Raw genomic sequence first — 24,837 nt, forward strand, 5'->3', positions numbered from 1 at the left:
CGACAATATAAATAAAGATTTCTGTTTTTTTGACATGAAACCTTACATTCCCTAAATAACTCCAAGCTGAAATCCGATAGCATGATTAAAGGTATATTCATATTGAAGGCGGGATCATCATGGTACAGAAGTTGACACCTAATGAAGAATTCGAGGCGGATTCCAAGGAGTTAGAAGAAAATCATTCGCCAGACGAGCGCAAGCCATGGTCAAAGGGGCTGTTCCCGTCCAAGCGGAAGAAGCTCTTGTTGAACAGGCGGCAGCCTGACAAATCATCTGAGCCCAAGGCGGAGACAGTGCAGGGGGATGAAGGTGCGGAAGTGAAGACAAGGTTAACAAGCTCTGCCGGAAAATTGCTGCACCGCTTCGCGCATATGGGGATCCAGGGCAAGCTGTTTCTATTCGTCATCATGTCCATTGTTATTATTTTTTCCATCATGGCCGGTGTCATTTACAGCAATACTAAGAAGCTCATCGTCGATGATTTGCGTCAGGCGCTCGATTATGAGAAACGGCAGATTTCTTCGGAAGTGAACGAACTGCTCATGCCGGCCGGCGGCAGTGTGGAGCTGCTGGGCGCTAATGCTTTTGTAAGGGACTTTATTAGCAGCGTATCCTCTCCGGATGCTGTCAAGACGACGGATGGATACAGTTCACTCATTCGCACACTTAATCTGACCAAGGACAACAACAAAAATCTTCTGAACGTATATATCGGCCTGGATGCTGTTAACAAGGTCATTACCCAGGATGAGTTCGAACCTCCGGCCGACTATAACATGAAGGAACGCACTTGGTATGCCACGACGGTTAAGAATAACCGGCTTACAGTGACCGACCCATATATTGACGCCGGCTCCGGTAAAATGGTCGTTACGCTAAGCGCTCCGATTCTGGACGACAGCGGCAAGCTGATCGGCGTGGCGGGTGCGGACATTTCGACAGAACAAATTACGCAGGCGCTGAAAGGCTTCAACTACAAGGGCAGCGGATTTGCGCTGCTGGTCAATAAGAATGGCACGTTCATTTACCACCCGAACAGCGATTATATTTTGCTTAAAAAGATCGGCGAGCTCGGCGAGGAATGGAAGACGGTCGGCGATAAAATGCTGCAGTGGGACTCAGGTGTCATCAAGACAGATATTGACGGTCAGTCCAGCTACATCTCCTATGCGCCTGCCGTCGACAATCAATGGGCGGAGGCACTCGTCGTTCCGGCGAAAGATGCGGAGGGCGCCCTGCGTTCCTTCCAGTTGATTTTCATCCTGTCCACCCTTGTGGCCATCATCATCATAGGCTTAGTGCTGTATTTCGTTGCCGCGAGTATCCTGAGACCGATTCCGGTGCTGACGGATGCTTTCCGAACTGCGATGGCCGGGGACCTGTCGGTCCGCGCTAACGTCAAGGCTAAAGGGGAAATCGGCATTTTGGCTAAAGGCTTCAATGAAATGATTTCGTCCCAGCAGGACATGATTAGGGAAATCATGCGCACCTCGCGCAGCATTTCGGACCATGTCGAAAATACGGAGAAAAATGTATTCGCTCTGGACGAGAACATTGCCGATGTTTCGGCCACAACCGAGGAGTTGTCGGCGGGAATGCAGCAGACCGCCGCCGCAATGGAAGAGATGAACGCCAGCACGCTGGAGATTGAAGGCGCGATTAACAATATCGCCTTGAAGGCGCAGGACGGCGCCGGGTCGGCCAAGGAAATCAATGAGCGCGCCGAGAGGCTCAAGCAGTCGGCCATCGAGTCCCGGCAGGCGGCCGAACAGGTCTATGGCGAGAGCGAGGAGAAGCTTCGCAGCGCGATCGAGCAGTCCCGGTCGATTGAACAGATCAAGGTGCTGACGACTTCCATCATGGAGATTGCCTCGCAGACGAATCTGCTGTCGTTGAACGCCTCCATCGAGGCGGCGCGGGCTGGTGAAGCGGGGAGAGGATTTGCCGTAGTCGCCGAGGAAATCCGCAAGCTGGCGGAGAATTCGCGCTCGGCTGTAAGTGAAATTATGCAGGTTACCGGTTTGGTTGTTACGGCTGTGGGCAGTCTCGTCGAAGGGGCGGAAGATATCCTGCATTTTATGGATAAGCAGGTCCTGCAGGATTACGACGCCATGCAGAAGACGGGCTCCCAGTACAGCGAAGACGCCAAGTATGTGGAAGACCTGGTGACGGATTTCAGTGCGACTACGGAGGAACTGCTCGCATCCATCCAGAACATGCTGCATGCCATCAGCGAAACGGCCATTGCCACGAATGAAGGCGCCGAAGGTGCGGGCAGTATTGCTGAAAGAACGGAGCAGATTATCGAGAAGTCCGGCAGTATTGTGACGGAGATGGAAGAAATCCGGACCAGTGCGTCGGCGCTGCTGGATACGGTGTCCCGTTTCAAGGCGTAAGCCGGTTTAGGCCTTAGTCTTAAGTCCAGGCCCCTACGGTTAGTTACTAACCGATGGGGCTATTTTTTGTTGGCGGCATAAATGACCTAAAGCGACCCCCGGCCGTTCCGGATGGCCATTATACTTTGGCGAAAATTTGCCGATTTTGCCGTTTGCTGCACCCGCAATGCTTGAAAAAAAGCCGCTGGGGGAGTATGTTACAAAGAGCGGCTTTTTGTTCATTTAAAAACATCAAGTTTCGGATACGAAACGCTATCAAGACAGTGAAGCGAGGAGAATTCATGAAGGAAAGCGACAACCGGATCGTGGGTTTGGAAGACATCGTGCGAGCGCATCATAAGCTGCGGGAAGTCATTGTCCGGACTCCGCTGCAGCGCGACGAGGTGCTGTCGGCCAAATACGATTGCAATGTATATTTAAAACGCGAGGACCTTCAGGTCGTGCGCTCTTTCAAGATCCGCGGAGCTTATAATATGATCCGCAGTCTCTCTGAGGAGGAGAGAAACCGGGGAATCGTCTGCGCCAGCGCGGGCAATCATGCGCAGGGCTTCGCTTTCTCATGCCGTACGCTCGGGATTCACGGCAAAGTATATATGCCCAGCACCACTCCAAGCCAGAAAGTAAAGCAGGTTCGGCGTTTCGGCGGAGATTATGTCGAAGTGGTGCTCAAGGGGGATACGTTCGACGACGCCTATGATGAAGCGATGCAGGCCTGCGTTGAGCAGGGAATGACGCTCATTCATCCGTTCGACGAACCGAAGATCATTGCAGGCAACGGGACGATTGCGATGGAAGTTATGGAGAGTCTGGCCGATCCGGCCGATTTTGTATTTGTGACCATCGGCGGCGGCGGGCTTGCGGCGGGCGTGGGAAGTTATGTGAAGACGGTCAGTCCGTCGACCAAGGTCATCGGCGTGGAACCGATGGGGGCGGCTTCCATGAGCGAAGCGTTCAAGTTGGGCAAGGTCGTCACGCTTTCGGAGATCGACAAGTTCGTCGATGGCGCAGCGGTGAAACGGGTGGGCGGACTTACGTACGATATTTGCACCCGCACGCTTGACGACATCGTTAAGGTGCCGGAGGGCAAAGCCTGTACGACTATATTGGAACTGTACAACGAGAACGCCATCGTGGTGGAACCGGCAGGCTCGCTGCCGATCGCCGCACTGGACCTATACCGCGAGCAGATTCGCGGCAAGACGGTCGTCTGCATCGTGAGCGGTGGCAACAATGATATCGACCGGATGCAGGAGATTAAAGAGCGTTCGCTGATTTATGAAGGGCTGAAGCATTACTTCATGATCAATTTTCCCCAGCGGGCGGGCGCGCTGCGCGAATTTGTGTCGGAAGTGCTCGGTCCTGACGACGATATTACCCGGTTCGAATATACGAAGAAGAACAATAAGGAGAACGGTCCGGCTCTTGTCGGCATCGAGCTGCTGTCGAAGGAAGCCTATGAACCGCTAGTTGAGCGGATGAAGCTCAAAGGCGTGGATTATGTCGAACTGAACAAAGACTTGAATCTGTTCAATATGCTGATCTGACCCTAACGGGAACAAGGCTGGCGCAGGCAATAACCCTGCGTCAGCCTTTTATTGTTCACCCTGGGCCGCACCTGAAGGGATGGACGGCTGCGATGAGGCAGGACTTTCTTGTGCTTGAGGCGCCGCCTGCTTGCGGTATTCCTCGATTTCATCGGTAAGCTTGTAATCATGCTCTTTCAGCAGCTTCATGAAGCCGTCCAGCTTCTTCAGGTACGGGCTATCGCCGGTATTTTTGGCCAGAACCGCGGTATAGGCTTTGTTCGCTTCCAGATCCATCTCCAGGTTGTCGTAATGGAACAGCGGCGTATTGTTCAGACCGTAGAACGTGTCGATCTCATACATCCGGTATAGCGACTTTACGGTCTCTATCCGGTTCGAACGCGGGTAGGCGGCGATGAAGGATTCCTGGGCCAGCGCGCGGGACGCCACCTCCGCCCAAGCGATAGTAAGGCCGTTGTCCTTGTTCGAGGGGAGGTCCGATTCCACGGCCATAATGGATATATAGTCGCGGATGTCGCTCATTACATACATCTTGTATTTCCGGTAAGCTGCATAATCAATAACCGGGAAGAACGATCCTTCGGCCGTCTCCAGTTTGTATCCGTTCCCCGCAGCTCCCCGCAGCAGCAAGCGCAAATTTGCGTTATCCGTCTTGTCCGCGAGCTTAGCAAGGCTATCTCCAGGTTCGTAAAGGTCCGTCAGTTCGCGCTGAACCCCAGCTGCATAGAATCTATCCTGCCATGCGGGCAGCGCCGCCTTTTGGACATTTTCAAGCCTTAGCGTCATAATCGTGGCGCGGTATGATCCGACGGCGTAAATATTGGCGTTCAAATAGCCGATCGCCTTCGGCAGCTTGGCGGAAGACGATAACAGCGGCAGGTAGGCTTTATAGACCGCCTCGGCGTGGCTGGAACTAGCTGATGAGGCCGATGCGAGTCCGGCAGCGGCGGCCTTCTGCGCGTAAGCCGGCTGCGTCCACAGCGCCGGCCAGACGAGGAGCAGCGCGGCCGCTGCGGCGATAATGGCGGTTTTGTTCATGGATTGGACCTCCCTGGCTATTATTTACGAAAGAAGATAAACTTTAGGCCGATAAGTCCGCAGGCGAAGATCAGCAGACAGTGCCAGGGAGACAGCGTAAATACCGGGAACAGCTGTCTGAAATAGAGTCCGGCGAAGACAACGGCGACTACGGCGCCAATGTATACGCCCAGCGCTTTTAAGTTGAACCCGCCTATTCTGGGAACATCGTCCTCGGAGAGGGACGAGAGCCATTTCATCAGCAGCTCGATGCCGATAATGGAGCCCAGGCCGACGGCGATCATTGTGAACAGGCTGATCCGGCCGAACGGTCCGGCCGTCCCCTGGCTCCACACGGTGATAAGTCCGGCAATGCCCTGCATGCCGAACAACAGGGTGAGCGCCGTCCACGAGATCATGGCGTAGTGGCGTGCCTTGCCGCGCTCGGGACGGGCCGGCGCGCTCTCGATGGCTTCCCGGAAATATTCTTCCGGATCGCTGCCGAATATTTGCTGGGCGGTCCTGCCTTTGGCCTGCTCGCGCAGCAGCTTGTCGGCTGCCTCTAACAGCAGCTCCTCCGTCCGCACGGCGTCCACCCGGCTGGCCCGCAGCGCTAATATCATATCCTCAAAGAAAGAGCGATTGCCCGGCGTCATCTTTTCCCTGAGGCGGTTGTTTTCCTTGATCATGTCCCTGACTTTCATCTTGTAAGTATTGCCCTCCAGTAACCGCAAGCGGATATTCTCTATGAAGAGTATACGTTTGCCTGGCCGTTCCGTGCAAGGAGGAGTGCCCGGCTTGCCGCCGTATAATGCGGTTACCGAAGGCAAATAATGATAAGGAAATTTTTAGACTTTCGGTTTGGAGAACAAAAGGAGGCAGCGCTCTATGGGACGTAAAAAGGAACAGGATGCGGAATATTCAGCGGAAGGCGGCACATCCCGCGTTTCCGGCAGCGGAGTCTGCGACTGGGGCGGCTCGGACGGCTTCAGTCTTTCGGACAGCGCCGCCGGAACTCATGGGGAACGGATGAAGGAACGGCAAGCCGAACGGGAAACTGGCGATATTTCATAAACCCCGTTAACGTACCGGCGGCCGTTTAAGCTGCAATAGGACAAATTCACTGCTCTGATATATGGCCTGATACGACCAAAAGACCCGGCCTCTGATCGTACAGAATGCCGGGTTATCTAGTGGTCGAATTGCCTAAGGTTTCCGTCAAATAAATCCTGCAACTTTAGGGATCACTCCTAGTATTTTCTCCTCCAGCTTTTGTTGCACGGCCCCGGTGAGTTCCTGGTCAGTACAAATTTGAGTGCACAGATGGCATATACTCCCATACTCGGGAAGCAGACGATCACCGAGTCCTGCTTCTTGCAATAATATTGCGAAATAGGCAGGGCCGGCATGGACAAGTGCCCGTACCAAGAAATTGCCCCGGAGTGCCTTCATAATCTCTGGCAGCGGCTGCTCAAAGGCATTGCCAAGTTTTAATGAGGGGCAGATTTCGCTTCCTGCGCAGCAAGGGAACACGTCGCCGTTCCGGAGCACAGCTAAATTTAGCGATGTATGGCAGGACCCAATGGGGAGTTCGGAGGTAGTCCATATATCCTCAAGTGGAATCGCTTCCTTGGCTCTGCCAATGGGCACAACCTTGCTGGTTGCGATTGTAATGTCGCTCTGAACCTCGCCTGACAGATTGCCGATAACAGCATCAGCCCGTCTTGATTTTGTGGTGCAGACTCGTAGAGTGATTCGAATATCAGATTCCTTAGCCGCTTGGATGATGTACGAAATTGGCTCAGAAGAAACAAACTCCTGATGCATCGCGTCCACACTGAATTCGATGAGCTCCACCCCGGCGAGTTTCAACTCGGAAATCTTGCGGCGCGCAACCGGAAGAGTCTTTCCCCACCATCCATTTGTCACTATTGAATTCGTGAAACCGTGATCTTTGGCATGTTTCAAGATTTCCAACATCTCATCCCAAAAAATGGTAGCTTCGCCGCCGCCAACGTGACAGCGCTTGAACAGGTTCGGCAGTGCCGAAGCTTCATCAATAACCCGCTTGATTTGATCCAAAGGCATTCGTTCGGGAGATTGGTCCGGACCGCAACTGGTGTAGCAGTGACTGCATCGGGCATTGCAGAGATGCGTGGTTTCCAGAACCAGTGTTTGAAAGAATAATGGAAAATCGGCCATTCCCGGACTGCGATTGCCGATATCATTCTGGATTATTGCTTCGGACAAGTCGATGGCCGGTTCCTCGTTGCCGACGATCCTCCATTCTTTCTGCTTCATAAAGTCAAACAAGTTATCTGCAGTCCGGCTGTAAATCGTAAAGAAATGATTGATCTCGTCCATGAACAGAAGATCAGAGGGAATGGTCTCATCCGAACGTTTAAGGTACAGCAGCTCAGGAAAGATTCCGACATTTTTGATGGCCTTCAGCATGTGTGCTAGACGCTCTTTATCTGTAGTATCCCAGTGCCGGTTATCGCAAACAACCAATACTGTGAAATCTCCGTGCTGACGCAGCTCCATGAGGGCCGTTGCAGCATCCTCGAAGCTTCCGAATTGTTGACCTCGTGTAAGGAGATGGACCATCAGACCTTTTGAGCGGCATGATTTGATCACATTCGGAAGAATCTCCATCTTCGTAAATGCCTCGATTCCCACGTAGACCTCGTTACAGAGCGGATTCAGCTTATTGATCATTTCATCAATGTCAGAGTGCGACATTTCCGCTGCATCATCATGTAAGCATACCGGACAGTCCGGATGGCAGCTCCGGCCAAGTAGAAGTACCTGTGAACTCAAATCTTCCTCGCTCCTTCTCTTATAGCACTTTTCCCAGCCAAATACCCGGCTACGAAACCTGCGACGGCAGCTCCCGCTATCACTGCTGCGGCCAGCATCACCACCGACCTCGGCTCCACTGCCGGGTCTTTCCCCCATTTGAACGCGCCGCTGCGTTTTAAGGCTTCCTTCCAGTCTTGCACCAGTTGATTAAAAATGACCCGATCCGCTTTGTGAAGCGCATCAACCGTTTCGGCGTCAGCAGTAAATCCTGCCTCAACGATGGCGCCTGCAGGGTCTTTCCAGAACTTTTCCCTGAATCCGTCGTCGCTACATAACTTGTAGAGCAGAGCCGCTTCGTCACGCTGCTGCTGGTTGGGAAGGAGCAGGGATATCTCTGAGGGCAGCTCGGCAGGAAACTCAGGAACCTTATCGTTGTCAGCTTCTGATTCGTGAGAATTCATGTCAATCATCTCCTATTATTTTTCTCTTTTCTACTGGCATTATTCTCTCGTTTTTAAATAGATATACTTACGGTCTTTATATTTTTTGAATTGCTGATTTCTCAAGCTCTTATTTTTCAATCTTGATTTTTGCCCAAATTGGCCCGTAATTGCACCTCCTGGAGATACTCCATGTGGGGTTTGTTTGATAATTCTGTAAGCGATACCCTGTGTAAAGAGGCGTTAATATTGACAAAATAATTGTGGAGGGATATTATAAAGATATAAATCATAGTAATTTAATCGGAATAATAATATATCTGGGTTAGCGATTAATGACAGGAGGTACGGACATGGAACGGGCGATCACCATCCGGCATAGAGGAGAGGAACTGACAGCCAGCATACATTATCCGGTGAAGGAAGGGAAGTCCGGCCGCTGTAAAAACCGGGTGCCGCTCGTGGTCATCTGCCACGGGTTTATCGGCAGCCGAATTGGCGTGGACCGTCTGTTCGTCAAGGCCGCCCGCGAACTGGCAGGTGACGGATACATGGTCATCCGCTTTGATTATATCGGCTGCGGCGAGAGCAGCGGCAATTACGGAGCCCAGGATGTGGAATCGATGATCGCCCAGACGCGGACGGTGCTTGATTATGGTCTGAGCTGCGCCGATGTTGATCCCACTCGGGTAACGCTGATCGGCCACAGTCTGGGGGGAGCCGTCGCCCTGCTTACAGCGGTAAGGGACCGCCGGGTGAAGAATCTCGTGTTATGGGCGGCTGTCGGCTATCCCTTTAATGATATCGTGAAAATTGTCGGACGGGAAGCGTACGATCAGGCGGTACAGACCGGTTCTGCCGATCATGCCGGATACAGCTTCACGCCGGTGTATTTTAACTCGCTGGCCGATTTTCAGCCCTTTCAGGAGGCTGGCAAATTTGGCGGCGATGTGCTTGTGATTCATGGAACCTCGGATGATGTCATTCCGGTAGACTACGCCTTTTTATATCAAAAGCTGTTCTGGACGCGCGCCGACGGGCGCTGCGATAAGGAGATCATATTTCAGGCCGATCATACCTTCTCTTCGGGCCCAGCCCAGCAGCAGCTGCTGAAGCGGACAAAAGAGTGGATGAACGAACAGGAACGTTTACAGGAAGAATGGCAAAATTGGATGATCTAGGAAGGGTGCTTTACTCGCAATACCAGGCTGGAAACGTTAAAATAAAGATGCACACCAAAAACCCAGCGTTTGGAGGTTGGCATCAATGAAAATTCCGGCATTTTTTATCGCACACGGCTCCCCTCTGCTTGCGATTGAGGATAATGACTACACCGATTTTTTGGAAAAGCTCGGCCGGGAACTGCCGCGCCCGCGCGGTATCGCCGTGTTCTCGGCGCATTGGGACAGCCCGAAGCAGCTGGTTACGGTGGATGAACGCCATGAGGCGCTGCATGATTTTTACGGATTCCCTGAAGAGATGTACCGGCTTACCTATCCCGCTCCCGGAGACGCTAGCCTCAGCCGCCGGATCGGCGAGCTGTTCGCTGCAGGCAACCTTTCCTATCAGCCTGTGCGGGGCCGGGGTATCGATCATGGCGTCTGGGTTATACTGCGGCGGATGTTTCCGGATGCCGATATTCCAGTTGTGGCGCTGTCCGTCGATTCGCTAAGGTCGCCGGCGGAGCAGTATGCAATCGGACGCATGCTCACGCCTCTGAGGGATGAAGGCATACTCTTCATCGGCAGCGGAGGCCTTGTCCACAATTTAAGGATGCTCGAAGACGGCGGCAAGCCGGCGGAATGGGCGGTGGACTTCGATGGCTGGATTGCGGAGAAGCTGGAGGCCGGAGATCTTGAGGCGCTGTTCGCCTATGACAAACAGGCTCCTCATGCCCGCGACGCCGTTCCTTCCTACGGGAAAGAGCATTTTGTTCCGCTGTTCTACGCGTTGGGAACGGCAGCCAATGACACGAGGGCGCAGCGGATGTTTCAGGCGTACCAATACGGAACACTTAGCCTGAACTGCTGGAGATTCGAATAATATAGTAGATGACAGAAGGCTTGACCGTTAAAGGTCAGCCTTTTTTGTGTTGAAAGGGCTGACTTCACAAGTCAGTTGCAGCTGCATTTTGGAGTGGTCCAGTTGGAATTCTTTACCGCTCCGCTTTACAAAGCTTGAAACCCCCGTTAATTCTCGCTAAACAATCGGACTGTAAAGTTTAGTTGTGGGATCGATCCCAGAATCATATAAAGAGAGGGGAGTCACATGATGATGCTGCTGAACGTCACAGGGCAGCTTGCCCCTTCTGATTCTAAACACCATATCACATATGAATTTCGGTTGGACAAGCCTGCCACAGCCATCCGGCTCCGGTTCGCCTACTGGCCCAAGCTGCTGAAAGACGAGGGGCAGGCCATGGATTTAATTATGAAATCCATTGATACCTATATTGCCCCGGAGCATCAGAGCCCGGTCCGGGAAGGCTGGAGGAGATATTTGCCGCTCAAAAATCTCATTACCCTGTCGATGGACGACCCTAACGGTTATCGGGGCTCGTGCCATAGGCATGATGCGGAACAGAACCTGTTCCTGTCGGAACAGGAAGCGTCCGAAGGGCTGCTGGCCGGGAAATTGGATTTAGGCCAATGGAATGTAACGGTCAGCGCTCACGCTGTTATAACGGATCGGTGCTCGTATGAATTGTCGATATGGACAGAGGAGGCGGATACCGCATGCGATGGCTAGCTTCCGAACTACATACGCATACCTTTCACAGCGACGGCAGACAGTCACTGCGGGAACTGGCCGCAGGTGCGGCGAAGCTGGGCTTCGACTGCATCGCGCTTACCGATCATAATACGATGTCGGGGCTCGGGGACTGTGAGCAAGCCCAGCAAGAAACGGGTGTCGTCATTATTCCGGGCATGGAGTGGACGACCTTCCACGGGCATATGGTGACGGTCGGCCTGCAGAATTTTGTGGATTGGCGTAAGGCGGAACGATCTGACATTCACGATGGAATCTCCATGGTTCACGGGCAGGGCGGGCTTGCCGGAATGGCGCATCCCTTTCGTATCGGAAGTCCTGTCTGCACCGGCTGTTACTGGGAATATGAAATCAAGGACTGGAACGACCTCGATTACATCGAAGTATGGTCGGGAACGTTCGCATCGGTCAAGCCCGAGAATCGGCGGGCCTTCGCCTTGTGGACGGAACGGCTGAACGCCGGCATCCGCATCGCGGCTACATCCGGACGGGATTGGCATGAGCAGACGCACACGGACGAGCCTCTCTCAGTCACTTATCTGGGGCTGGACGACGGGCCGGGAACGATTTCGCAAAAAGCGGTTCGTGCGCTGGCGCAGGGGCGGGCCGCGGTAACGATCGGTCCGCTGGTGACGATGGAGGCAGAGGCCGGCGGCACATGGTATGGCATCGGCGAATCCGTCTCCATGCCAACTGGAGCAGACCTGATCAATCTCCATGTGAAGATCGACTTTTCCGTTAGACAGACGTTGTGGGAACTGCCGGCACAGGATTTTGCGTTAAAGATTACGGGTAATACGGGAACTCTCGCACAGTTCACTGCCAGTTCAGCCGATCAGATCCACAGATTCAGCATCCCGGCAGACGGACTCATATGGGCGAGGGCCGAATTATGGGGCATTGTAAAAGGCATGCGAACGATGATCGCTTTTACGAATGCCATCTATATAAGCTGAACTTGAGATTTTTTCATCAGATATCAGTCGTAACTACGAGGAATGTTTGGACTTCCCGCCGCTAGCTTAGTTAAGGAGGAATGAATAAGTGAATGCTGTTCCGCTGATTACCGCGCATACCGGTTGTATGAATACGCCCGATAACTCCCTGCTCTCAATCGAAACGGGCCTTGCGAACGGGGCGGATATTATTGAAGACGATATTCGGGTTACCCGTGACGGAACACCCGTGCTCAGCCATGATGATGCGGTCCGCCTGGCGAACGGGTCCATGGGCAGGTTATCGCAAATGACGATTTCGGAATTAAATGAAGGTCAGTCCATTCCAATCGTTAAGCTGGAGCAGGCTCTGCATCTGGTGCGGAATTCAGGCAAGACGATGAATCTTGACCTGAAGGCGGATGAATGCATTGAGCCGGTATCCGAATTGGCCAAGAAGCTCGGCATGATCGACCGCGTATTTCTGTCGGGCTGCGAGGCAGACAGGGCACGTAAAGCCAAGCATAGCAGCCCTAGATTGCGTAAGCTTCTCAATGTGAATTCCGGTCTGTTTCTTAACGGGAGCTACACGGAAGCCGTCCTGCAGACATTTCAAGATGCTGAAAGCGCCGGCTGTTTCGGAATTAATGTGCCTTACCGTTTAGTTGAACCGTATCTGCTGGAGAAAGCGGCTGAATCCGGGTTTCAAATCTACATCTGGACCGTTGACGAGGAAAAGGACATGAGATTATACGCAGGTATGGGCATACATTCTATAACTACAAGAAATGTTGCCGACCTCGTTCGGGTTAAAAAGGAATTGTTGACGGAAGGAAGTTGAGCGTGGGCTATAACATTAAAGAAATCGCCGCATTGGCAGGCGTCTCCAAATCGACAGTGTCCAGAGTGATCTCAGGCTCCGGCTACGCCAGTCAAGAAGCGCGTGAACGGGTGATGAAGGTTATTGAGACGCTCCAATACAAGCCAAGCGCGGTGGCGAGAGCGATGGTAGCGCAGCGGACGCATAATATCGGCGTTATCATTTTCCGGGAGCAGCAGCCAATCGTGTCCCATCCGCTGTACGGCAAAATTGTCGACGCCATCCTGATGGCGGCCGGGGCTAAAGGCTATTCCGTGTTTCTTACCACAGACCGTGAGATGTCGCTGCGTTCCACCGATTTTATGCTGGAAAAGCGGGTTGACGGATTAATTCTGATCAGCCGGCTCCGGCAAAATGTCATCGATTACGTAAAATCATTCCATATTCCGTATTTGATGGTCAACGGATCGACAGACGATCCGGAAGTCGTTCAGATCGTAAGCAAAGACGAAGAAGGAGGGGAGCGCGCCGCTTCTTACCTGCACCAGCTCGGGCATCGTAGAATCTTCATTATCGCAGGTCCGCAGGAGCATAGAAGCCATAATTTGCGCCTGAAGGGCTTTTGCAGCAGCATGGAAAGATTGGGCAACAACGGAGGACTGACTGTAGTTCCCTCGCCGGAATCCAGCGCAGATATGGGATACCGGGTCATGCTGGAGAATTGGGACTTATTTGCAAATGGAGCCTTCACATCGTTGTTTGCAACGAATGACATGCTCGCTCTCGGAGCAATGAAGCTTTTGACCGAGCGGTCGGTTAGGGTACCTGAACAAGTCGCCGTTATGGGCTTTGACGATATCGATTTCGCTTCGATGTATTCCCCTTCGCTCACCACCGTAAGGGTGGAGAAGGAGAAGATGGGACAGGATGCGGTATGGATGCTGGACCGGCTAATCCGGAAGGAAGACGGCCTCCCCAAGCTGAACGAGTATGCGAGCGAGCTGATTATTCGCCAGTCTACCTAAAGCCGCTAATACTTTACCGTTCATGTAATTTCAGATAATACTGTTCAAATACTACGATTTTAAAATAAAGATGGTGACGTGGGAACGGTCTCACATAGAGGCATTTATCCCGGAAAGGAGCTTTACAGGCGCATGAGTTGGTATTTCAGAGCCATCGGTTTTCGGAAAATATTCGAGTTCCTGCTGCTTGTCGCTTTTGTCGTGTTCTTTGTCGGGCCGCTCTTGAATCTTGCCGTGCTTGCTTTCAGCAGCAAGTGGAACTATCCCGACCTGCTGCCGCGGCAATGGTCTTTACAGTGGTGGCATTTCGTACTCCAGGAGGAGGATATCGCCAAATCCATCGGACTTTCGTTTCTGATTGCCGCTTTAGTCACGGTATTGTCCATCGTCATTTGCATCCCGGCCGCTTATGCTTTTGCCCGGATACGATTTCCGCTGAGCCGCTTCTTTCTGTTCTCCTTTCTGCTTACGCACGCTTTTCCGAAAATGGGGCTGTATGTCTCGATTGCCGTCCTCTTTTATAAACTGGGGCTGATGAATACGCTGCTCGGCGTGGTCCTGGTTCATATGATCAACGTCCTGATGTTTATGACCTGGATACCGACGGCCGCCTTCCGCAATGTCCACACGGCGCAGGAAGAATCAGCGAGGGATGTGGGCGCCACGCCGTTCCGCGTATTCCGCAGTATTACGCTGCCGATGGCGATGCCGGGTATTCTGGTCGCATCGATCTTCACCTTTCTGAACTCTTTGGACGAGGCCCAGGGCACTTTTCTGGTCGGAATTCCCGATTTCAAGACGATGCCTATCGTCATGTACTCGATTATCGCCGATTTTCCCAGCAGCGCCGGCGCCGTATTCTCGATCATTCTTACCGCTCCGACCATTATTCTGCTGTTAGCCGCTCAGCGTTTTGTCAGCGCGGATATTATGGCCAGCGGTTTCCAAGTTAAATAACCAGTCCCGGGACAATAACCGGATCAATTTCCGGATCACGGAGGAATTTCATGAGTGTACAGCTTTCGATTCGCAATTTGACCAAACGTTACAAGACGGGAGAGGGCGTAACCGATATTTCGCTCGATGTTAAAAAAGGTGAATTGGTTACCCTGTTAGGCCCTTCCGGCTGCGGCAAAACAACGGTGCTCAGAAGCATCGGCGGCTTTCTTGAGCCTGATTCGGGCGAAATTATGATTGCAAGTCGGAACGTGGTTAAGCTTCCCCCGGAGAAACGGCCGACCTCGATGGTCTTTCAGGGGTACAATCTGTGGCCGCATATGTCCATTTATGAAAATCTCGCGTTCGGGCTTAAAATTCGCAAGACGCCCAAGGCGGAAATCAAGAGCGCCGTGGAGGATGCGCTTCGGCTTGTACGGCTGCCCGGCGTGGAGAAGAAATTCCCCAGCCAGCTTTCCGGCGGGCAGCAGCAGCGTATCGCCGTCGCCAGATCCCTTCTGCTGAAGCCCGAGGTATTGCTGCTGGACGAGCCTTTCTCTGCGCTTGACGCCAAGCTTCGTCACGAGATGAGGGAAGAGCTGCGCGAGATTCAGACGGAGACCGGCCTGACGATGGTGTTCGTCACCCATGATCAGGAGGAAGCCCTTTCCCTTTCCGACCGAATAGTCGTGATGAACCAGGGGAATATCGAGCAGATCGCGGCGCCTCAGGATATATACGATTCGCCGGATACGCTGTTTGTCGCTCAGTTTATCGGCAAAATGAACTTTTTGGAGGGGGTGGTGGAAGAGGACAAGCTGCGAGTGGGAGGTCTGGTTTTTCCGAATACGAAACGTCTTGCGGGGTCAATCGTCATCGCCGTCAGGCCGGAAGATGTCATAATGGGTCCAGGTTCCGGAGAAGAAGACGGCTTGTATGGAACAATCAAACAATTGATGGTGCTCGGCCATTATGCCGAGGTGTCGATTGAACTTGACGGGTACGGCACGATTCGGGCTTTTCAGCCGAGAGATACCGTGAAGGAACTTTCTATGGGTCAGCGTGTAACCGTCGCTTTTGCCAAAGTGATTGCTTATCCGAACAAGTAAGGACAAACAAAGGAGGAAATTTTACATGTTTCGTATGAAAAAAGGTTTTACCGTGCTGTCAGCGCTCGCTTTGTCGTTCGGTATTCTGGCTGGCTGCGGTACAGCGAATAACAATTCATCAGGTTCCGCCGCCAATACTAGTTCCGATTCCACCGCAGCAAGCAATTCCGCCTCTTCCAGCACACCGGTCGAAATTCAATTTTATTTTACAGGCTCCCAGAACGTAAAGAACTTATGGGATCAGCTCACGCCAATGTTCGAAGAAAAAAATCCGGACGTTAAGGTGAACCTCGTGTATATTCCTTCTGGAACCGGCGCTCAACCGACCTATGACCGTATTTTGGCCGCCAAGCAAGCAGGCAAGGGATCGGGCGATATTGACCTATATGAAGATGCTCTGTCCTTCGTCACCCAAGGCCAGAAAGATGATCTCTGGGATACACTGAGCACAAGCTCCGTTCCAAATCTCGCAAAAGTAGACTCAAAAACGATGGAAGATGTCGCGAACCTGGCAGTGCCTTACCGTTCGTCCGCCGTCGTGCTTGCTTATAACAGTGAGAAGGTGACTGCGCCTCCGACCACGCTGGACGAGGTGTTCGAATGGATTCGCCAGCATCCCGAGCGGTTTGCTTATAACGATCCTTCCACCGGGGGCTCCGGCAGCTCCTTCGTAACGACGACCCTTTATAAAGATTTGCCTGAAGATGCGATTCATAGCGACGACCCGGCCATCGAGAAGGATTGGGCCAAAGGCTTTGCGACGCTGAAGGAACTCGGCCCTTACCTGTACGGAAAAGGCATTTACCCGAAAAAGAATCAAGGTACGCTTGATCTGCTGACGAGCGGAGAGGTCGACATGATTCCGGCCTGGTCCGACATGGTGCTTGAACAGCTGGATAAAGGCCAACTGCCGGCAACGACCAAAATGCAGCAAATTACGCCGGGCTTCAATGGCGGACCGACCTATCTGATGGTGCCGAAGCTATCCGAGAAGAAAGAAGCCGTCTATAAATTCCTGGACTTCGTCCTGTCGCCTGAGGCGCAAGCTGTCATGGTGAAGACGATGCACGGCTTCCCGGGAATCGAGCTGACGAGCATGCCGCAGGACATTCAGGATTCTTTTAAAGGCGTATCGGAAGGCTTCCGTAATTTCAACGTCGGTGATTTGAGCAAAGAGATCAACAAACGCTGGCAGAGCGACGTGGCGGCCCAATGAGGAAAGAAGTGAAAATGGGGATATTCGGACTTTGTCTGGTTATCCCCTCCTTTCTCTTGTTGTCGGTGATCGTAGTCATTCCGATTATATTATCTTTTATAGAAAGCCTGCGCAATGAAACCGGCGGGTACGACCTTAGCCGTTATATGTATTTGTTTACCGACGAGGGGATGCGCGCGAATATCGTGTTTACTCTTCAAGTGACGATTGTTTCCTGTGTTATTGTGCTGGCGGTCAGCTACGCATTGGCGGTATACATGCGCTTCAGTTCCGGCAGGCTGGTTGATTTAATCCGCAAAACCTATATGATTCCGATATTTATTCCCGGGGTTATCGCGACTTACGGCCTGATCAACCTGCTGGGGAATCACGGCTGGCTGTCCCGATGGTTGCTGTTGTTCGGAGGAACGCTTCCGCGGATTATTTTTGATCAGAAGGGGATTATTATCGCGAATCTCTGGTTCAATATCCCGTTTACGACGATGCTGCTCAGTTCGGCGCTGGCGGGAATCCCGAACGCGGTCATAGAGAGCGCCAAAGATATCGGGGCCGGACGCCTGCGCATCTTTTTCCGTATCATATTGCCATTATCGTACAAAACGTTTCTCGTCGCGGTTACCTTCGTGTTCATGGGTGTCATCGGTTCATTTACCGCTCCGTTTCTGGTCGGTCCGAATGCTCCCCAAATGCTCGGCGTTTCGATGGAGCAGGTATTTAGCGTATTCCAGGAGCGCGAACAGGCAGCGGCGATTTCCTTCTTCACGTTCCTGCTGTGCTCGCTGCTAGGGTACTTCTATATCCGTTCTATGGTTAAAGAAGAGACGGCCAGGCCATGATTGAAATCTATACGCATGAATGGAAGACGGTTAGCGCGAGATTGGCCGAGGCGATGCGGGACGGGAATGTCACAGCCCTGGAAACATGCGTAACCATCATTCCTGTGCTCGACTTGCTGCACAAAGTATTTCCTGATGACGCCGAATTCCCGGCAAGGCAGGGGGAATATTATCATCTGGATGGGCAGCTCCGCCGGGCGGGACATGCCTATCAGATGGCGCTGGAGCTTGATCCGCCGTCCTCGCTTACGGAACAGGAAGCTGCCGCTATCCGCCGCCATTGCCCGCTGCTGCTTACAACCGAGGCGGAATGCTTTCCCCTGAAGGATGTCGCAGCTGTCCATCATCCGACGCGGCCGCTCATCGGTTATCACCTGTTCTGGGAGGATGATTTCGACTTCCCGGATGATTATGAGCCCTGTGATCACGAAGAGATATGGGTGGAGTATGACCCTGAAGAGGCGACGGTCACTGGGGTTATGACGTTTTTTCACAGCTCGGTGATCTCCTCGGAGGAGGCTGTACTTGAAGCCGGGGAGAATGGGGAGCGGCCTATCGTCCGAATCGAGTGGGGAAAGCACGGATCGCTGCTTAAAGGTTGGGAAAACATCCACATTCCGATGAAGAACATGACCATGCAGGATTGGATGCGGCAAACGTACGAGCATGTAAAGGCGGGCGGACGCCTGCCGCAGCATCCGCTGAAGCGATTTTGGCCGCAGGGGTTTGAAGGCTCCTATGAGTCGTATATCGACTTCTCCGCTCAGGTCGATCCGCTCCTTTATCTGGAGCGTAAGCCGCTTATGTTCAAGTCGCTTTATGCGAATGCGATATTGTTTACACAGGCCATCCCCTACAATTTCCACCCGAAAATGGAATGGCCGGACCGGTTCACCCGGGCATTGCTTGATTAGGGAAACACCGAACTTTCATTTTGTACAGGCACTGCCGTAGCCCGCCCGCAGACGATGCAATTCATGCATCGCGGGAGGATGATGGTGGTGCCTTTTTGCTGCTTCGTTTAGGGGCCTGCCTTTGGTTTAAGGCGCTTTCATCGATACAGGATTACGCAAGGCGGCAAGACAAAAAAGTCTCACTGTGCTTAAATGGAAGGATAGCTCAAGAACCGTTAAGGAGGACGTTTACTTTTATGATGTTTAACCGTTCCAGTTCCAGGCTGGCGGCAGGAATACTGCTGGCCTCGCTTGTTCTTTCCGCCTGCGGTCCGCAAACCGCGGAACCCACCGGCGTTTCCAGCGCCGCGCCGCTATCCTCGGCCGTTCCGGCCCCGGCGACGCCTGTCCCGGCCCCGTCGCCCGCCCTGTCCCCGGTGTCCGTGTCGGGACTAACCGGGCTCCCTGTCACGGAAGCGCCGCTTCCCCGGCCGCTTGCCGTGATGATCAACAACGCGCCGGCCGCCCGTCCCCAATCGGGACTGACCAAGGCCGATCTTCTGTACGAGGTGCTGGCCGAAGGGGGAATTACGCGGCTGATCGCGATTTATCAGAGCCAATCGGGCATATCCAAAATCGGGCCGGTCCGCAGCATCCGTCCCTATCTGATCGATATCGGCGAGTCTTACGGCGGTGTTACCGTGCATGCGGGCGGAAGTCCGGCGGCATATGCCATTTTACAGAGACAGCATAAAGAGGACATGGACGAAATCGGAAGGGCCGGCGCCTACTTCTGGCGGGATAAAAGCCGTAAGGCACCCCACAATTTATATACAAGTGAAGACAAGCTTCGGACCGGAGCGGAGAAGTTCGGATACGGCGGAGCGGTGGCTGTGCAGGGATATCTTTTTACCAATCCGGATTATGTCCCGGTGGGCGGGGAACCCGCGTCCGGGTTCAAGGTCCACTTCTTGCTCCAGAGCTATACGGTGGATTACAAATATGATTCCGCTTCGCGCACCTATGCAAGATGGGTTAATGGAAAGCCGCATCTGGATCAGGACAGCGGCGAACCGGTCGAAGCAGCCAACGTTATCGTCATGGGGGCCGACCACACTGTGCTTGACGAGGTAGGCAGGCTGTCCGTCAACCTGGAGCTTGGAGGAGAAGCCATGCTGTTCCAGCGGGGAGAGGCCACCCGGGGCAGATGGGTCCGCAAGGCCGGCGACGTCATAAGGTTCGTGCGGGACGGCAAGGAAGCGGCGTTGTACCCGGGAGTCACCCATTTTTTGATTGTGCCTAACACGCCCTCTTTTGAGAGCCATTTAACTGTTACGTCCTCGTAACGCCGGTGGCAAAAGGAGTATAAGATGGCGAACGGGTGCGAACATTTTAAGCGAAGTCCGTATAATTCCTAAAATACCAAAAATAGCGAATTCTTTTTTTCTCGTTCGACAAATTGTGATTTCATTGTAAAAAGTTCGGTTGTTTTTACTTTCTATCTTTCAAGGCGGTATGTTAAGATAACAAAGGTCGTCATTTAATTTTATACTGTGTTTACAATTGAATGATTCCGCCGTTCCAAGGAACTTTATACAAAGGAGTTTACAATATGAGGCTGAGAAAAAAGGACATTTTCTTCGAGACGCTTGAAAATATGGCCGATACGATCGTCCAGGCTGCGGATTATTTCGCCCAGCATCTTTCCGATCTAAGCGATCTGGAGCTGTTTGCCGGAGAAATGAAGAAGTATGAATCCCAGTGCGATACATATACGCACACGGTTATTAAAGAGCTGAACAAGACGTTCATTACCCCACTGGAGCGCGACGATATCATGGCGCTGATCACAAGAATGGACGATGTCATCGACGGACTTGAGGCTTCCGCCACCCGTTTCTATATGTACAACATGACCCAGACGGACGAGTACATCGGCCAATTCGCCGAGATTCTCCGTCAGTCCTCTTATGAGATTCAGAAGGCAGTTCATCTGCTGTCGCAGAAGAAGCTTCTGGCTATCCGCGAATATACGATTCGGCTGAACGACCTGGAGAATCAGGGCGATGAAGTGCTGCGCAACTGTACTAAGGCATTGTTCGCTCAGGTCAAGGATCCGATTGAGCTGATCAAGCGCAAGGAACTGTACGAGCGTTTGGAGACGACGACGGACAAATGCGAAGACGTAGCCAACATACTGGAATCAATTATTATGCGCAACTCATAAGGGGCAAGTAACTATGGATACATCATCTTTATTGGTTCTAGGCATCGTCATAATACTCGCACTCGGCTTTGACTTCATCAACGGCTTCCACGATACGGCGAATGCGATTGCGACCTCCGTATCGACCCGGGCGCTTTCACCGCGTACGGCGATTATTATGGCAGCGTGCATGAACTTTATCGGAGCGATGCTGTTTACCGGCGTAGCCAAGACAATCGGCGGCAGTGTAACCGATCCGACGAAGCTGGACAACGGGATCGAGGTCGTTATTGCTACACTTGTCGCCGCGATTATCTGGAACCTGATCACCTGGTGGTTTGGGATCCCTTCCTCCTCTTCCCATGCGCTGATCGGAGCGCTTGCCGGAGCGGTCTATGTGGGGGCGGGCTCGGATCATATCAAATGGAGCGGATTTAGAGACATTGTAGAGGGGCTTATTTTCTCTCCGATTATCGCTTTTGTTATCGGATATATTGTCATGACCATACTCAAATGGATATTTGCGAAGCAAAGTCCGCATACGGTCAACAAAGGCTTCCGCACGATGCAGATCATAACGGCCGCTTTCCAGTCGTTCACTCACGGAACGAATGATGCGCAGAAAGCGATGGGGATCATTACGTTTGCGCTTGTTACCTCCGGCCGTCTGGGTACGATGGAAGTTCCGATTTGGGTCAAAATTTCGGCTGCGACCGCTATGGCGCTCGGGACCTCAATCGGCGGCTGGAAGATTATCAAGACGATGGGTACGAAAATATTCAAAATCGAACCGATCAATGGATTTGCCGCCGACATTTCGGCAGCTTCCGTTATTTTTTCGGCGACGCTGCTGAAATTGCCGGTAAGTACGACCCATGCGATAACGTCAGCAATTCTCGGCGTCGGCTCAGCGAAGCGCTTCTCCGCGGTTAAATGGGGCGTAGCGGGCCGGATTGTCGTCACCTGGTTTATTACGATACCGATCAGCGCCGCGCTTGCAGGTATTATTTTTAAAATTCTTTTTTAGCTCTGAAGCGTTAATGCCGGGGCCGGATCGACAACGTCGATTCGGCTTCTTTTTTTTGTATAAGGGGACAGACGGGAGCGCCAACAGGCGTTTTTTTGTTTAATACTATTAGTGAAGGCAAGAGACTTATGTCACAAAAAGTTACAGCAAAACGATAAAAAACATTAATCAATAGGAAAAGAAAATAAAATACCTCACAGTTTGTAAAGGAAATTGCGGTTTTAATATGAAAATCAATGTAGGAAAGTGTAGTTTTTTATAGTGGTTACAGTAAGGTTGTTCTCAAGTGTTACCATAGCTGACAACAAGACGTTTCTTGGAAGATTCCAAATGTCAGGGCTATATAGAGCGAGGGGGGACAGTCGTTGATCGATTTTCAGCAGGTAGATAAACATTACGGACACTTCCACGTGCTCAAGAACATTAATCTGCATGTTGAGGAAGGGGAAGTAGTCGTTGTGGTCGGTCCGTCCGGCTCGGGCAAGAGTACGATGCTTCGCTGCATCAATCGTCTGGAGACGATCACGAGAGGACAGCTTACCGTAAACGGCGCGGCCATTAATGACAAGAAGACGGATATCAACAAAGTCCGGCGGGATATCGGCATGGTGTTCCAGCACTTCAATCTGTATCCGCATAAAAAAGTAATCGAAAACATCACGCTGGCGCCTGTCAAGGTGCTGGGCGTACCGAAGGCGGAAGCTGAGCAGACGGCGATGTATTATCTGGAGAAAGTCGGCATTGCCGACAAGGCGAAGGCCTATCCGAATCAGCTCTCGGGCGGGCAGCAGCAGCGTGTGGCGATTGCCAGAGGGCTTGCGATGAAGCCTAAAATCATGCTGTTCGACGAACCGACGTCGGCGCTGGACCCGGAAATGGTCGGCGAGGTGCTTGACGTTATGCGGACACTGGCCAAGGAAGGTATGACGATGGTCGTCGTTACCCACGAAATGGGCTTTGCCCGCGAGGTGGCGGACCGCGTGATCTTCATGGACCAGGGACAGATCGTGGAGGAAGCGGCTCCGGAGCAATTCTTCGCAAGCCCGCGCGAGGAGCGCACGCGAACTTTTCTCAGCAGGGTATTAAGCCACTAAAAAATATATAAGAACTGGGGAGAAGCAAATATGAAAAAGAGTTGGAAGCTGTTAAGCGTAATGATGGTGATCGCGCTGTTCATTCTGGCAGGATGCGGCAACGACAGCAATAATGCGGCCGGGAGCAACGCAGCTGCGGGAGAGAGCGGATCGGACGGAATCGCGGCAATTAAAGAACGCGGCAAACTGCTGGTCGGCGTTAAATACGACACGAAGCTGTTCGGTCTGAAGGACCCTTCGAGCGGCCAGGTTGAAGGCTTTGACATCGACATTTCCAAAGCGATCGCGAAGCATATTCTCGGCGACGAGAACGCGATTGAGCTGAAAGAAGTAACCTCCAAGACGCGGATTCCGATGCTGAACAACGGCGAAATCGATATGGTCGTAGCGACGATGACGATTACGGAAGAGCGCAAGAAAGAAGTTGATTTCTCCGACGTCTACTTCCAAGCCGGACAATCGCTGCTGGTGAAGAAAGGCAGCCCGGTTAAAGGCATCGCCGACATTACGAAAGACTCCACAGTGCTGGGCTCTAAGGGCTCGACTTCGGTCAAAAATATCAAAGAAAAGGTTCCGGGTGTAACCGTACTCGAATTCGACAACTACCAGGATGCTTTCAACGCGCTAAAAACCGGCAAGGGCGACGCGCTGACGACGGACGATGCTATCCTTTACGGTATGGCGGCACAGGACCCGAACTATGAAGTTGTAGGCGAACCGTTCACCGACGAGCCTTACGGCATTGCCGTACAAAAGGGCAACAGCGCAGTGGTAAAAGCGATCAACGACACGCTGACCGAGCTGAAATCGAGCGGCGAGTATGACAAAATCTATGAAAAATGGATCGGCAAAGCGCCGGCCAAGTAAGTTTATATAAGCGGCAGGTTCACTGCTTAATGTGCATGGGGATGCACTTAAAGAGGGGAATATAGAAAAATCGGCTTAAAGTCGGCATCAGCGAAAGGATGGGACGGGCGATTTCCGCTGGCCATCCTTTCGTGCTTGTCAAAGGACGACCGTGAAGAGAGCGCGGGGAACATAAGAAATATAGAGAGTTACAAGTACAGGACTGTGCTAATCGCTATTATGAGACAAAAGGCAGGTGATCAAGATGCAGTTTTCCATTTTGACGGACTATTTCGGCACTTATATGGAAGGATTCCGCGGTACGATTCTTTCCAGCTTGCTGGCGCTGGCCGGTAGCTTTCTGCTGGGTACCCTATTCGCGGTATTCCGCATTTCTACCGTAAAAGCGCTGAGATGGTTCGGGACGGGGTACGTCGAGTTTATCCGCAATATTCCGCTCCTGCTCGTCGTATATATTTTTTACTACGGCCCCTCGGCATTCGGTTCGTCTCTAGACGGATTTACGGCTGGAACAATCGGCCTGGCCGTATACACATCGGCTTTTATTGCCGAAGCGATCCGGGCCGGCATTTCGGCCATTCCAAAAGGCCAGACCGAAGCGGCGCGTTCATCGGGCCTGACCTATGTTCAGACGATGATCCATGTCGTGCTGCCGCAGGCAATCAAGCTGGTTATTCCGCCGCTTGGCAACCAGTTCATCAACCTGATCAAGAACTCGTCGGTGCTGACGATCGTGGCCGGTCTTGATCTTATGTATTACGCGGATATTGTCAGCATCGATACGTTCCGCACGTTCGATACCTATGTGTTCGTTGCGCTGTTCTATCTGGTGCTGACTCTGCCGCTAAGTTATTGCATGCGGGTGTGGGAACGCCGGCTCCAGCGCAAATACTGAAATGATC

General features: G+C 52.4%; 24 protein-coding genes. 20 read left to right on the top strand and 4 right to left on the bottom strand.

The genetic code is table 11. From position 1 onward, the window contains the following. The first annotated feature begins 119 nt into the window (after nucleotides 1-119). Together KP014_RS06800 and ilvA are read left to right on the top strand one after the other, a co-directional pair. The gene (locus KP014_RS06800) at nucleotides 120-2,399 is read left to right on the top strand and encodes a methyl-accepting chemotaxis protein (RefSeq protein WP_036592669.1); all 2,280 of its coding nucleotides are present in this window, start codon (nucleotides 120-122) and stop codon (nucleotides 2,397-2,399) included. 281 nt (nucleotides 2,400-2,680) lie between these two features. Next, nucleotides 2,681-3,943, top strand: a complete 1,263-nt coding sequence (gene ilvA, locus KP014_RS06805) for a threonine ammonia-lyase IlvA (RefSeq protein ID WP_036592672.1) — start codon at nucleotides 2,681-2,683, stop codon at nucleotides 3,941-3,943. A 48-nt stretch (nucleotides 3,944-3,991) separates the two neighbouring features. On the opposite strand, the gene KP014_RS06810 is transcribed toward ilvA, so the two are convergent. Both KP014_RS06810 and KP014_RS06815 read right to left on the bottom strand, forming a co-directional pair. Beyond that, nucleotides 3,992-4,981: a hypothetical protein gene (locus KP014_RS06810; RefSeq protein WP_051499728.1), complete on the bottom strand. Its 990-nt coding sequence runs from the start codon at nucleotides 4,979-4,981 to the stop codon at nucleotides 3,992-3,994. A 20-nt stretch (nucleotides 4,982-5,001) separates the two neighbouring features. Beyond that, nucleotides 5,002-5,664: a DUF1129 family protein gene (locus KP014_RS06815; RefSeq protein WP_036592673.1), complete on the bottom strand. Its 663-nt coding sequence runs from the start codon at nucleotides 5,662-5,664 to the stop codon at nucleotides 5,002-5,004. A gap of 184 nt (nucleotides 5,665-5,848) precedes the next feature. On the opposite strand from KP014_RS06815, the gene KP014_RS06820 reads away from it, so the two are divergent. Beyond that, nucleotides 5,849-6,034 carry a hypothetical protein gene (locus KP014_RS06820; protein WP_036592675.1) on the top strand — a complete coding sequence of 62 codons (186 nt, stop codon included), beginning with the start codon at nucleotides 5,849-5,851 and terminating at the stop codon, nucleotides 6,032-6,034. A 144-nt stretch (nucleotides 6,035-6,178) separates the two neighbouring features. Here the strand turns inward: KP014_RS06820 and KP014_RS06825 are convergent, their stop codons facing one another. Then, nucleotides 6,179-7,678: a radical SAM/SPASM domain-containing protein gene (locus tag KP014_RS06825; protein ID WP_216700470.1), complete on the bottom strand. Its 1,500-nt coding sequence runs from the start codon at nucleotides 7,676-7,678 to the stop codon at nucleotides 6,179-6,181. A 98-nt stretch (nucleotides 7,679-7,776) separates the two neighbouring features. Then, nucleotides 7,777-8,223 carry an NHLP-related RiPP peptide gene (locus KP014_RS06830; protein WP_036592677.1) on the bottom strand — a complete coding sequence of 149 codons (447 nt, stop codon included), beginning with the start codon at nucleotides 8,221-8,223 and terminating at the stop codon, nucleotides 7,777-7,779. A gap of 332 nt (nucleotides 8,224-8,555) precedes the next feature. Here KP014_RS06830 and KP014_RS06835 point away from each other — a divergent pair, with 332 nt between their 5' ends. The 17 genes from KP014_RS06835 to KP014_RS06915 all read left to right on the top strand — a co-directional run bounded on the left by KP014_RS06835 (nucleotide 8,556) and on the right by KP014_RS06915 (nucleotide 24,830). Then, the gene (locus KP014_RS06835; protein WP_036592678.1) at nucleotides 8,556-9,383 is read left to right on the top strand and encodes an alpha/beta hydrolase family protein; all 828 of its coding nucleotides are present in this window, start codon (nucleotides 8,556-8,558) and stop codon (nucleotides 9,381-9,383) included. A gap of 85 nt (nucleotides 9,384-9,468) precedes the next feature. Further along, the gene (locus tag KP014_RS06840; protein WP_090834409.1) at nucleotides 9,469-10,245 is read left to right on the top strand and encodes a DODA-type extradiol aromatic ring-opening family dioxygenase; all 777 of its coding nucleotides are present in this window, start codon (nucleotides 9,469-9,471) and stop codon (nucleotides 10,243-10,245) included. 225 nt (nucleotides 10,246-10,470) lie between these two features. Beyond that, nucleotides 10,471-10,950 (top strand): hypothetical protein, encoded by a 480-nt coding sequence (locus KP014_RS06845; RefSeq protein ID WP_036602451.1) that lies wholly within the window; start codon nucleotides 10,471-10,473, stop codon nucleotides 10,948-10,950. After that, nucleotides 10,938-11,927: a CehA/McbA family metallohydrolase gene (locus KP014_RS06850; protein ID WP_036602452.1), complete on the top strand. Its 990-nt coding sequence runs from the start codon at nucleotides 10,938-10,940 to the stop codon at nucleotides 11,925-11,927. Before KP014_RS06845 ends, KP014_RS06850 begins: the two co-directional genes overlap by 13 nt. A gap of 88 nt (nucleotides 11,928-12,015) precedes the next feature. Beyond that, the gene (locus KP014_RS06855) at nucleotides 12,016-12,747 is read left to right on the top strand and encodes a glycerophosphodiester phosphodiesterase (RefSeq protein ID WP_036602266.1); all 732 of its coding nucleotides are present in this window, start codon (nucleotides 12,016-12,018) and stop codon (nucleotides 12,745-12,747) included. A 2-nt stretch (nucleotides 12,748-12,749) separates the two neighbouring features. Beyond that, on the top strand, nucleotides 12,750-13,751 hold the full coding sequence (locus KP014_RS06860; RefSeq protein WP_036602268.1) for a LacI family DNA-binding transcriptional regulator: 1,002 nt from the start codon (nucleotides 12,750-12,752) through the stop codon (nucleotides 13,749-13,751). Nucleotides 13,752-13,883: 132 nt separating this feature from the next. After that, nucleotides 13,884-14,708, top strand: a complete 825-nt coding sequence (locus tag KP014_RS06865) for an ABC transporter permease (protein WP_036602270.1) — start codon at nucleotides 13,884-13,886, stop codon at nucleotides 14,706-14,708. A gap of 50 nt (nucleotides 14,709-14,758) precedes the next feature. Continuing rightward, entirely contained in the window at nucleotides 14,759-15,796 is a 1,038-nt protein-coding gene (locus KP014_RS06870) for an ABC transporter ATP-binding protein (RefSeq protein ID WP_036602272.1), read from the top strand. A gap of 25 nt (nucleotides 15,797-15,821) precedes the next feature. Beyond that, the gene (locus tag KP014_RS06875) at nucleotides 15,822-17,012 is read left to right on the top strand and encodes an extracellular solute-binding protein (RefSeq protein WP_036602275.1); all 1,191 of its coding nucleotides are present in this window, start codon (nucleotides 15,822-15,824) and stop codon (nucleotides 17,010-17,012) included. Beyond that, entirely contained in the window at nucleotides 17,009-17,848 is an 840-nt protein-coding gene (locus KP014_RS06880) for an ABC transporter permease (RefSeq protein ID WP_036602277.1), read from the top strand. The genes KP014_RS06875 and KP014_RS06880 overlap by 4 nt, the downstream gene beginning before the upstream one ends. Next, nucleotides 17,845-18,762 carry a hypothetical protein gene (locus KP014_RS06885; protein WP_090834407.1) on the top strand — a complete coding sequence of 306 codons (918 nt, stop codon included), beginning with the start codon at nucleotides 17,845-17,847 and terminating at the stop codon, nucleotides 18,760-18,762. The genes KP014_RS06880 and KP014_RS06885 overlap by 4 nt, the downstream gene beginning before the upstream one ends. A 236-nt stretch (nucleotides 18,763-18,998) precedes the next feature. Beyond that, complete coding sequence (locus KP014_RS06890) at nucleotides 18,999-20,087, top strand: DUF3048 domain-containing protein (protein ID WP_090834406.1); 1,089 nt, start codon at nucleotides 18,999-19,001, stop codon at nucleotides 20,085-20,087. A gap of 266 nt (nucleotides 20,088-20,353) precedes the next feature. Continuing rightward, nucleotides 20,354-20,968, top strand: coding sequence for a DUF47 domain-containing protein (locus KP014_RS06895; RefSeq protein WP_036592104.1), 615 nt, complete (start codon nucleotides 20,354-20,356; stop codon nucleotides 20,966-20,968). Between the two features lie 13 nt (nucleotides 20,969-20,981). Next, nucleotides 20,982-21,974 (top strand): inorganic phosphate transporter, encoded by a 993-nt coding sequence (locus tag KP014_RS06900; protein WP_036592102.1) that lies wholly within the window; start codon nucleotides 20,982-20,984, stop codon nucleotides 21,972-21,974. Between the two features lie 365 nt (nucleotides 21,975-22,339). Continuing rightward, nucleotides 22,340-23,068, top strand: coding sequence for an amino acid ABC transporter ATP-binding protein (locus KP014_RS06905; RefSeq protein ID WP_036592100.1), 729 nt, complete (start codon nucleotides 22,340-22,342; stop codon nucleotides 23,066-23,068). 30 nt (nucleotides 23,069-23,098) lie between these two features. Beyond that, entirely contained in the window at nucleotides 23,099-23,935 is an 837-nt protein-coding gene (locus KP014_RS06910; protein ID WP_036592099.1) for a transporter substrate-binding domain-containing protein, read from the top strand. 244 nt (nucleotides 23,936-24,179) lie between these two features. After that, nucleotides 24,180-24,830 (top strand): amino acid ABC transporter permease, encoded by a 651-nt coding sequence (locus KP014_RS06915; protein WP_036592098.1) that lies wholly within the window; start codon nucleotides 24,180-24,182, stop codon nucleotides 24,828-24,830. Nucleotides 24,831-24,837: the final 7 nt, after the last annotated feature.

This window comes from Paenibacillus sophorae, assembly GCF_018966525.1.
Classification (GTDB): Bacteria; Bacillota; Bacilli; order Paenibacillales; family Paenibacillaceae; genus Paenibacillus_AQ; species Paenibacillus_AQ sophorae.

Excerpts from the sequence above, each read along its gene's own strand:
- KP014_RS06800 (WP_036592669.1), top strand. The coding sequence starts at position 120 with ATGGTACAGAAGTTGACACCTAATGAAGAATTCGAGGCGGATTCCAAG.
- ilvA (WP_036592672.1), top strand. The coding sequence starts at position 2,681 with ATGAAGGAAAGCGACAACCGGATCGTGGGTTTGGAAGACATCGTGCGA.
- KP014_RS06810 (WP_051499728.1), bottom strand. The coding sequence starts at position 4,981 with ATGAACAAAACCGCCATTATCGCCGCAGCGGCCGCGCTGCTCCTCGTC.
- KP014_RS06815 (WP_036592673.1), bottom strand. The coding sequence starts at position 5,664 with ATGAAAGTCAGGGACATGATCAAGGAAAACAACCGCCTCAGGGAAAAG.
- KP014_RS06820 (WP_036592675.1), top strand. The coding sequence starts at position 5,849 with ATGGGACGTAAAAAGGAACAGGATGCGGAATATTCAGCGGAAGGCGGC.
- KP014_RS06825 (WP_216700470.1), bottom strand. The coding sequence starts at position 7,678 with ATGATCAATAAGCTGAATCCGCTCTGTAACGAGGTCTACGTGGGAATC.
- KP014_RS06830 (WP_036592677.1), bottom strand. The coding sequence starts at position 8,223 with ATGAATTCTCACGAATCAGAAGCTGACAACGATAAGGTTCCTGAGTTT.
- KP014_RS06835 (WP_036592678.1), top strand. The coding sequence starts at position 8,556 with ATGGAACGGGCGATCACCATCCGGCATAGAGGAGAGGAACTGACAGCC.
- KP014_RS06840 (WP_090834409.1), top strand. The coding sequence starts at position 9,469 with ATGAAAATTCCGGCATTTTTTATCGCACACGGCTCCCCTCTGCTTGCG.
- KP014_RS06845 (WP_036602451.1), top strand. The coding sequence starts at position 10,471 with ATGATGATGCTGCTGAACGTCACAGGGCAGCTTGCCCCTTCTGATTCT.
- KP014_RS06850 (WP_036602452.1), top strand. The coding sequence starts at position 10,938 with ATGCGATGGCTAGCTTCCGAACTACATACGCATACCTTTCACAGCGAC.
- KP014_RS06865 (WP_036602270.1), top strand. The coding sequence starts at position 13,884 with ATGAGTTGGTATTTCAGAGCCATCGGTTTTCGGAAAATATTCGAGTTC.
- KP014_RS06870 (WP_036602272.1), top strand. The coding sequence starts at position 14,759 with ATGAGTGTACAGCTTTCGATTCGCAATTTGACCAAACGTTACAAGACG.
- KP014_RS06875 (WP_036602275.1), top strand. The coding sequence starts at position 15,822 with ATGTTTCGTATGAAAAAAGGTTTTACCGTGCTGTCAGCGCTCGCTTTG.
- KP014_RS06880 (WP_036602277.1), top strand. The coding sequence starts at position 17,009 with ATGAGGAAAGAAGTGAAAATGGGGATATTCGGACTTTGTCTGGTTATC.
- KP014_RS06885 (WP_090834407.1), top strand. The coding sequence starts at position 17,845 with ATGATTGAAATCTATACGCATGAATGGAAGACGGTTAGCGCGAGATTG.
- KP014_RS06890 (WP_090834406.1), top strand. The coding sequence starts at position 18,999 with ATGATGTTTAACCGTTCCAGTTCCAGGCTGGCGGCAGGAATACTGCTG.
- KP014_RS06895 (WP_036592104.1), top strand. The coding sequence starts at position 20,354 with ATGAGGCTGAGAAAAAAGGACATTTTCTTCGAGACGCTTGAAAATATG.
- KP014_RS06900 (WP_036592102.1), top strand. The coding sequence starts at position 20,982 with ATGGATACATCATCTTTATTGGTTCTAGGCATCGTCATAATACTCGCA.
- KP014_RS06910 (WP_036592099.1), top strand. The coding sequence starts at position 23,099 with ATGAAAAAGAGTTGGAAGCTGTTAAGCGTAATGATGGTGATCGCGCTG.
- KP014_RS06915 (WP_036592098.1), top strand. The coding sequence starts at position 24,180 with ATGCAGTTTTCCATTTTGACGGACTATTTCGGCACTTATATGGAAGGA.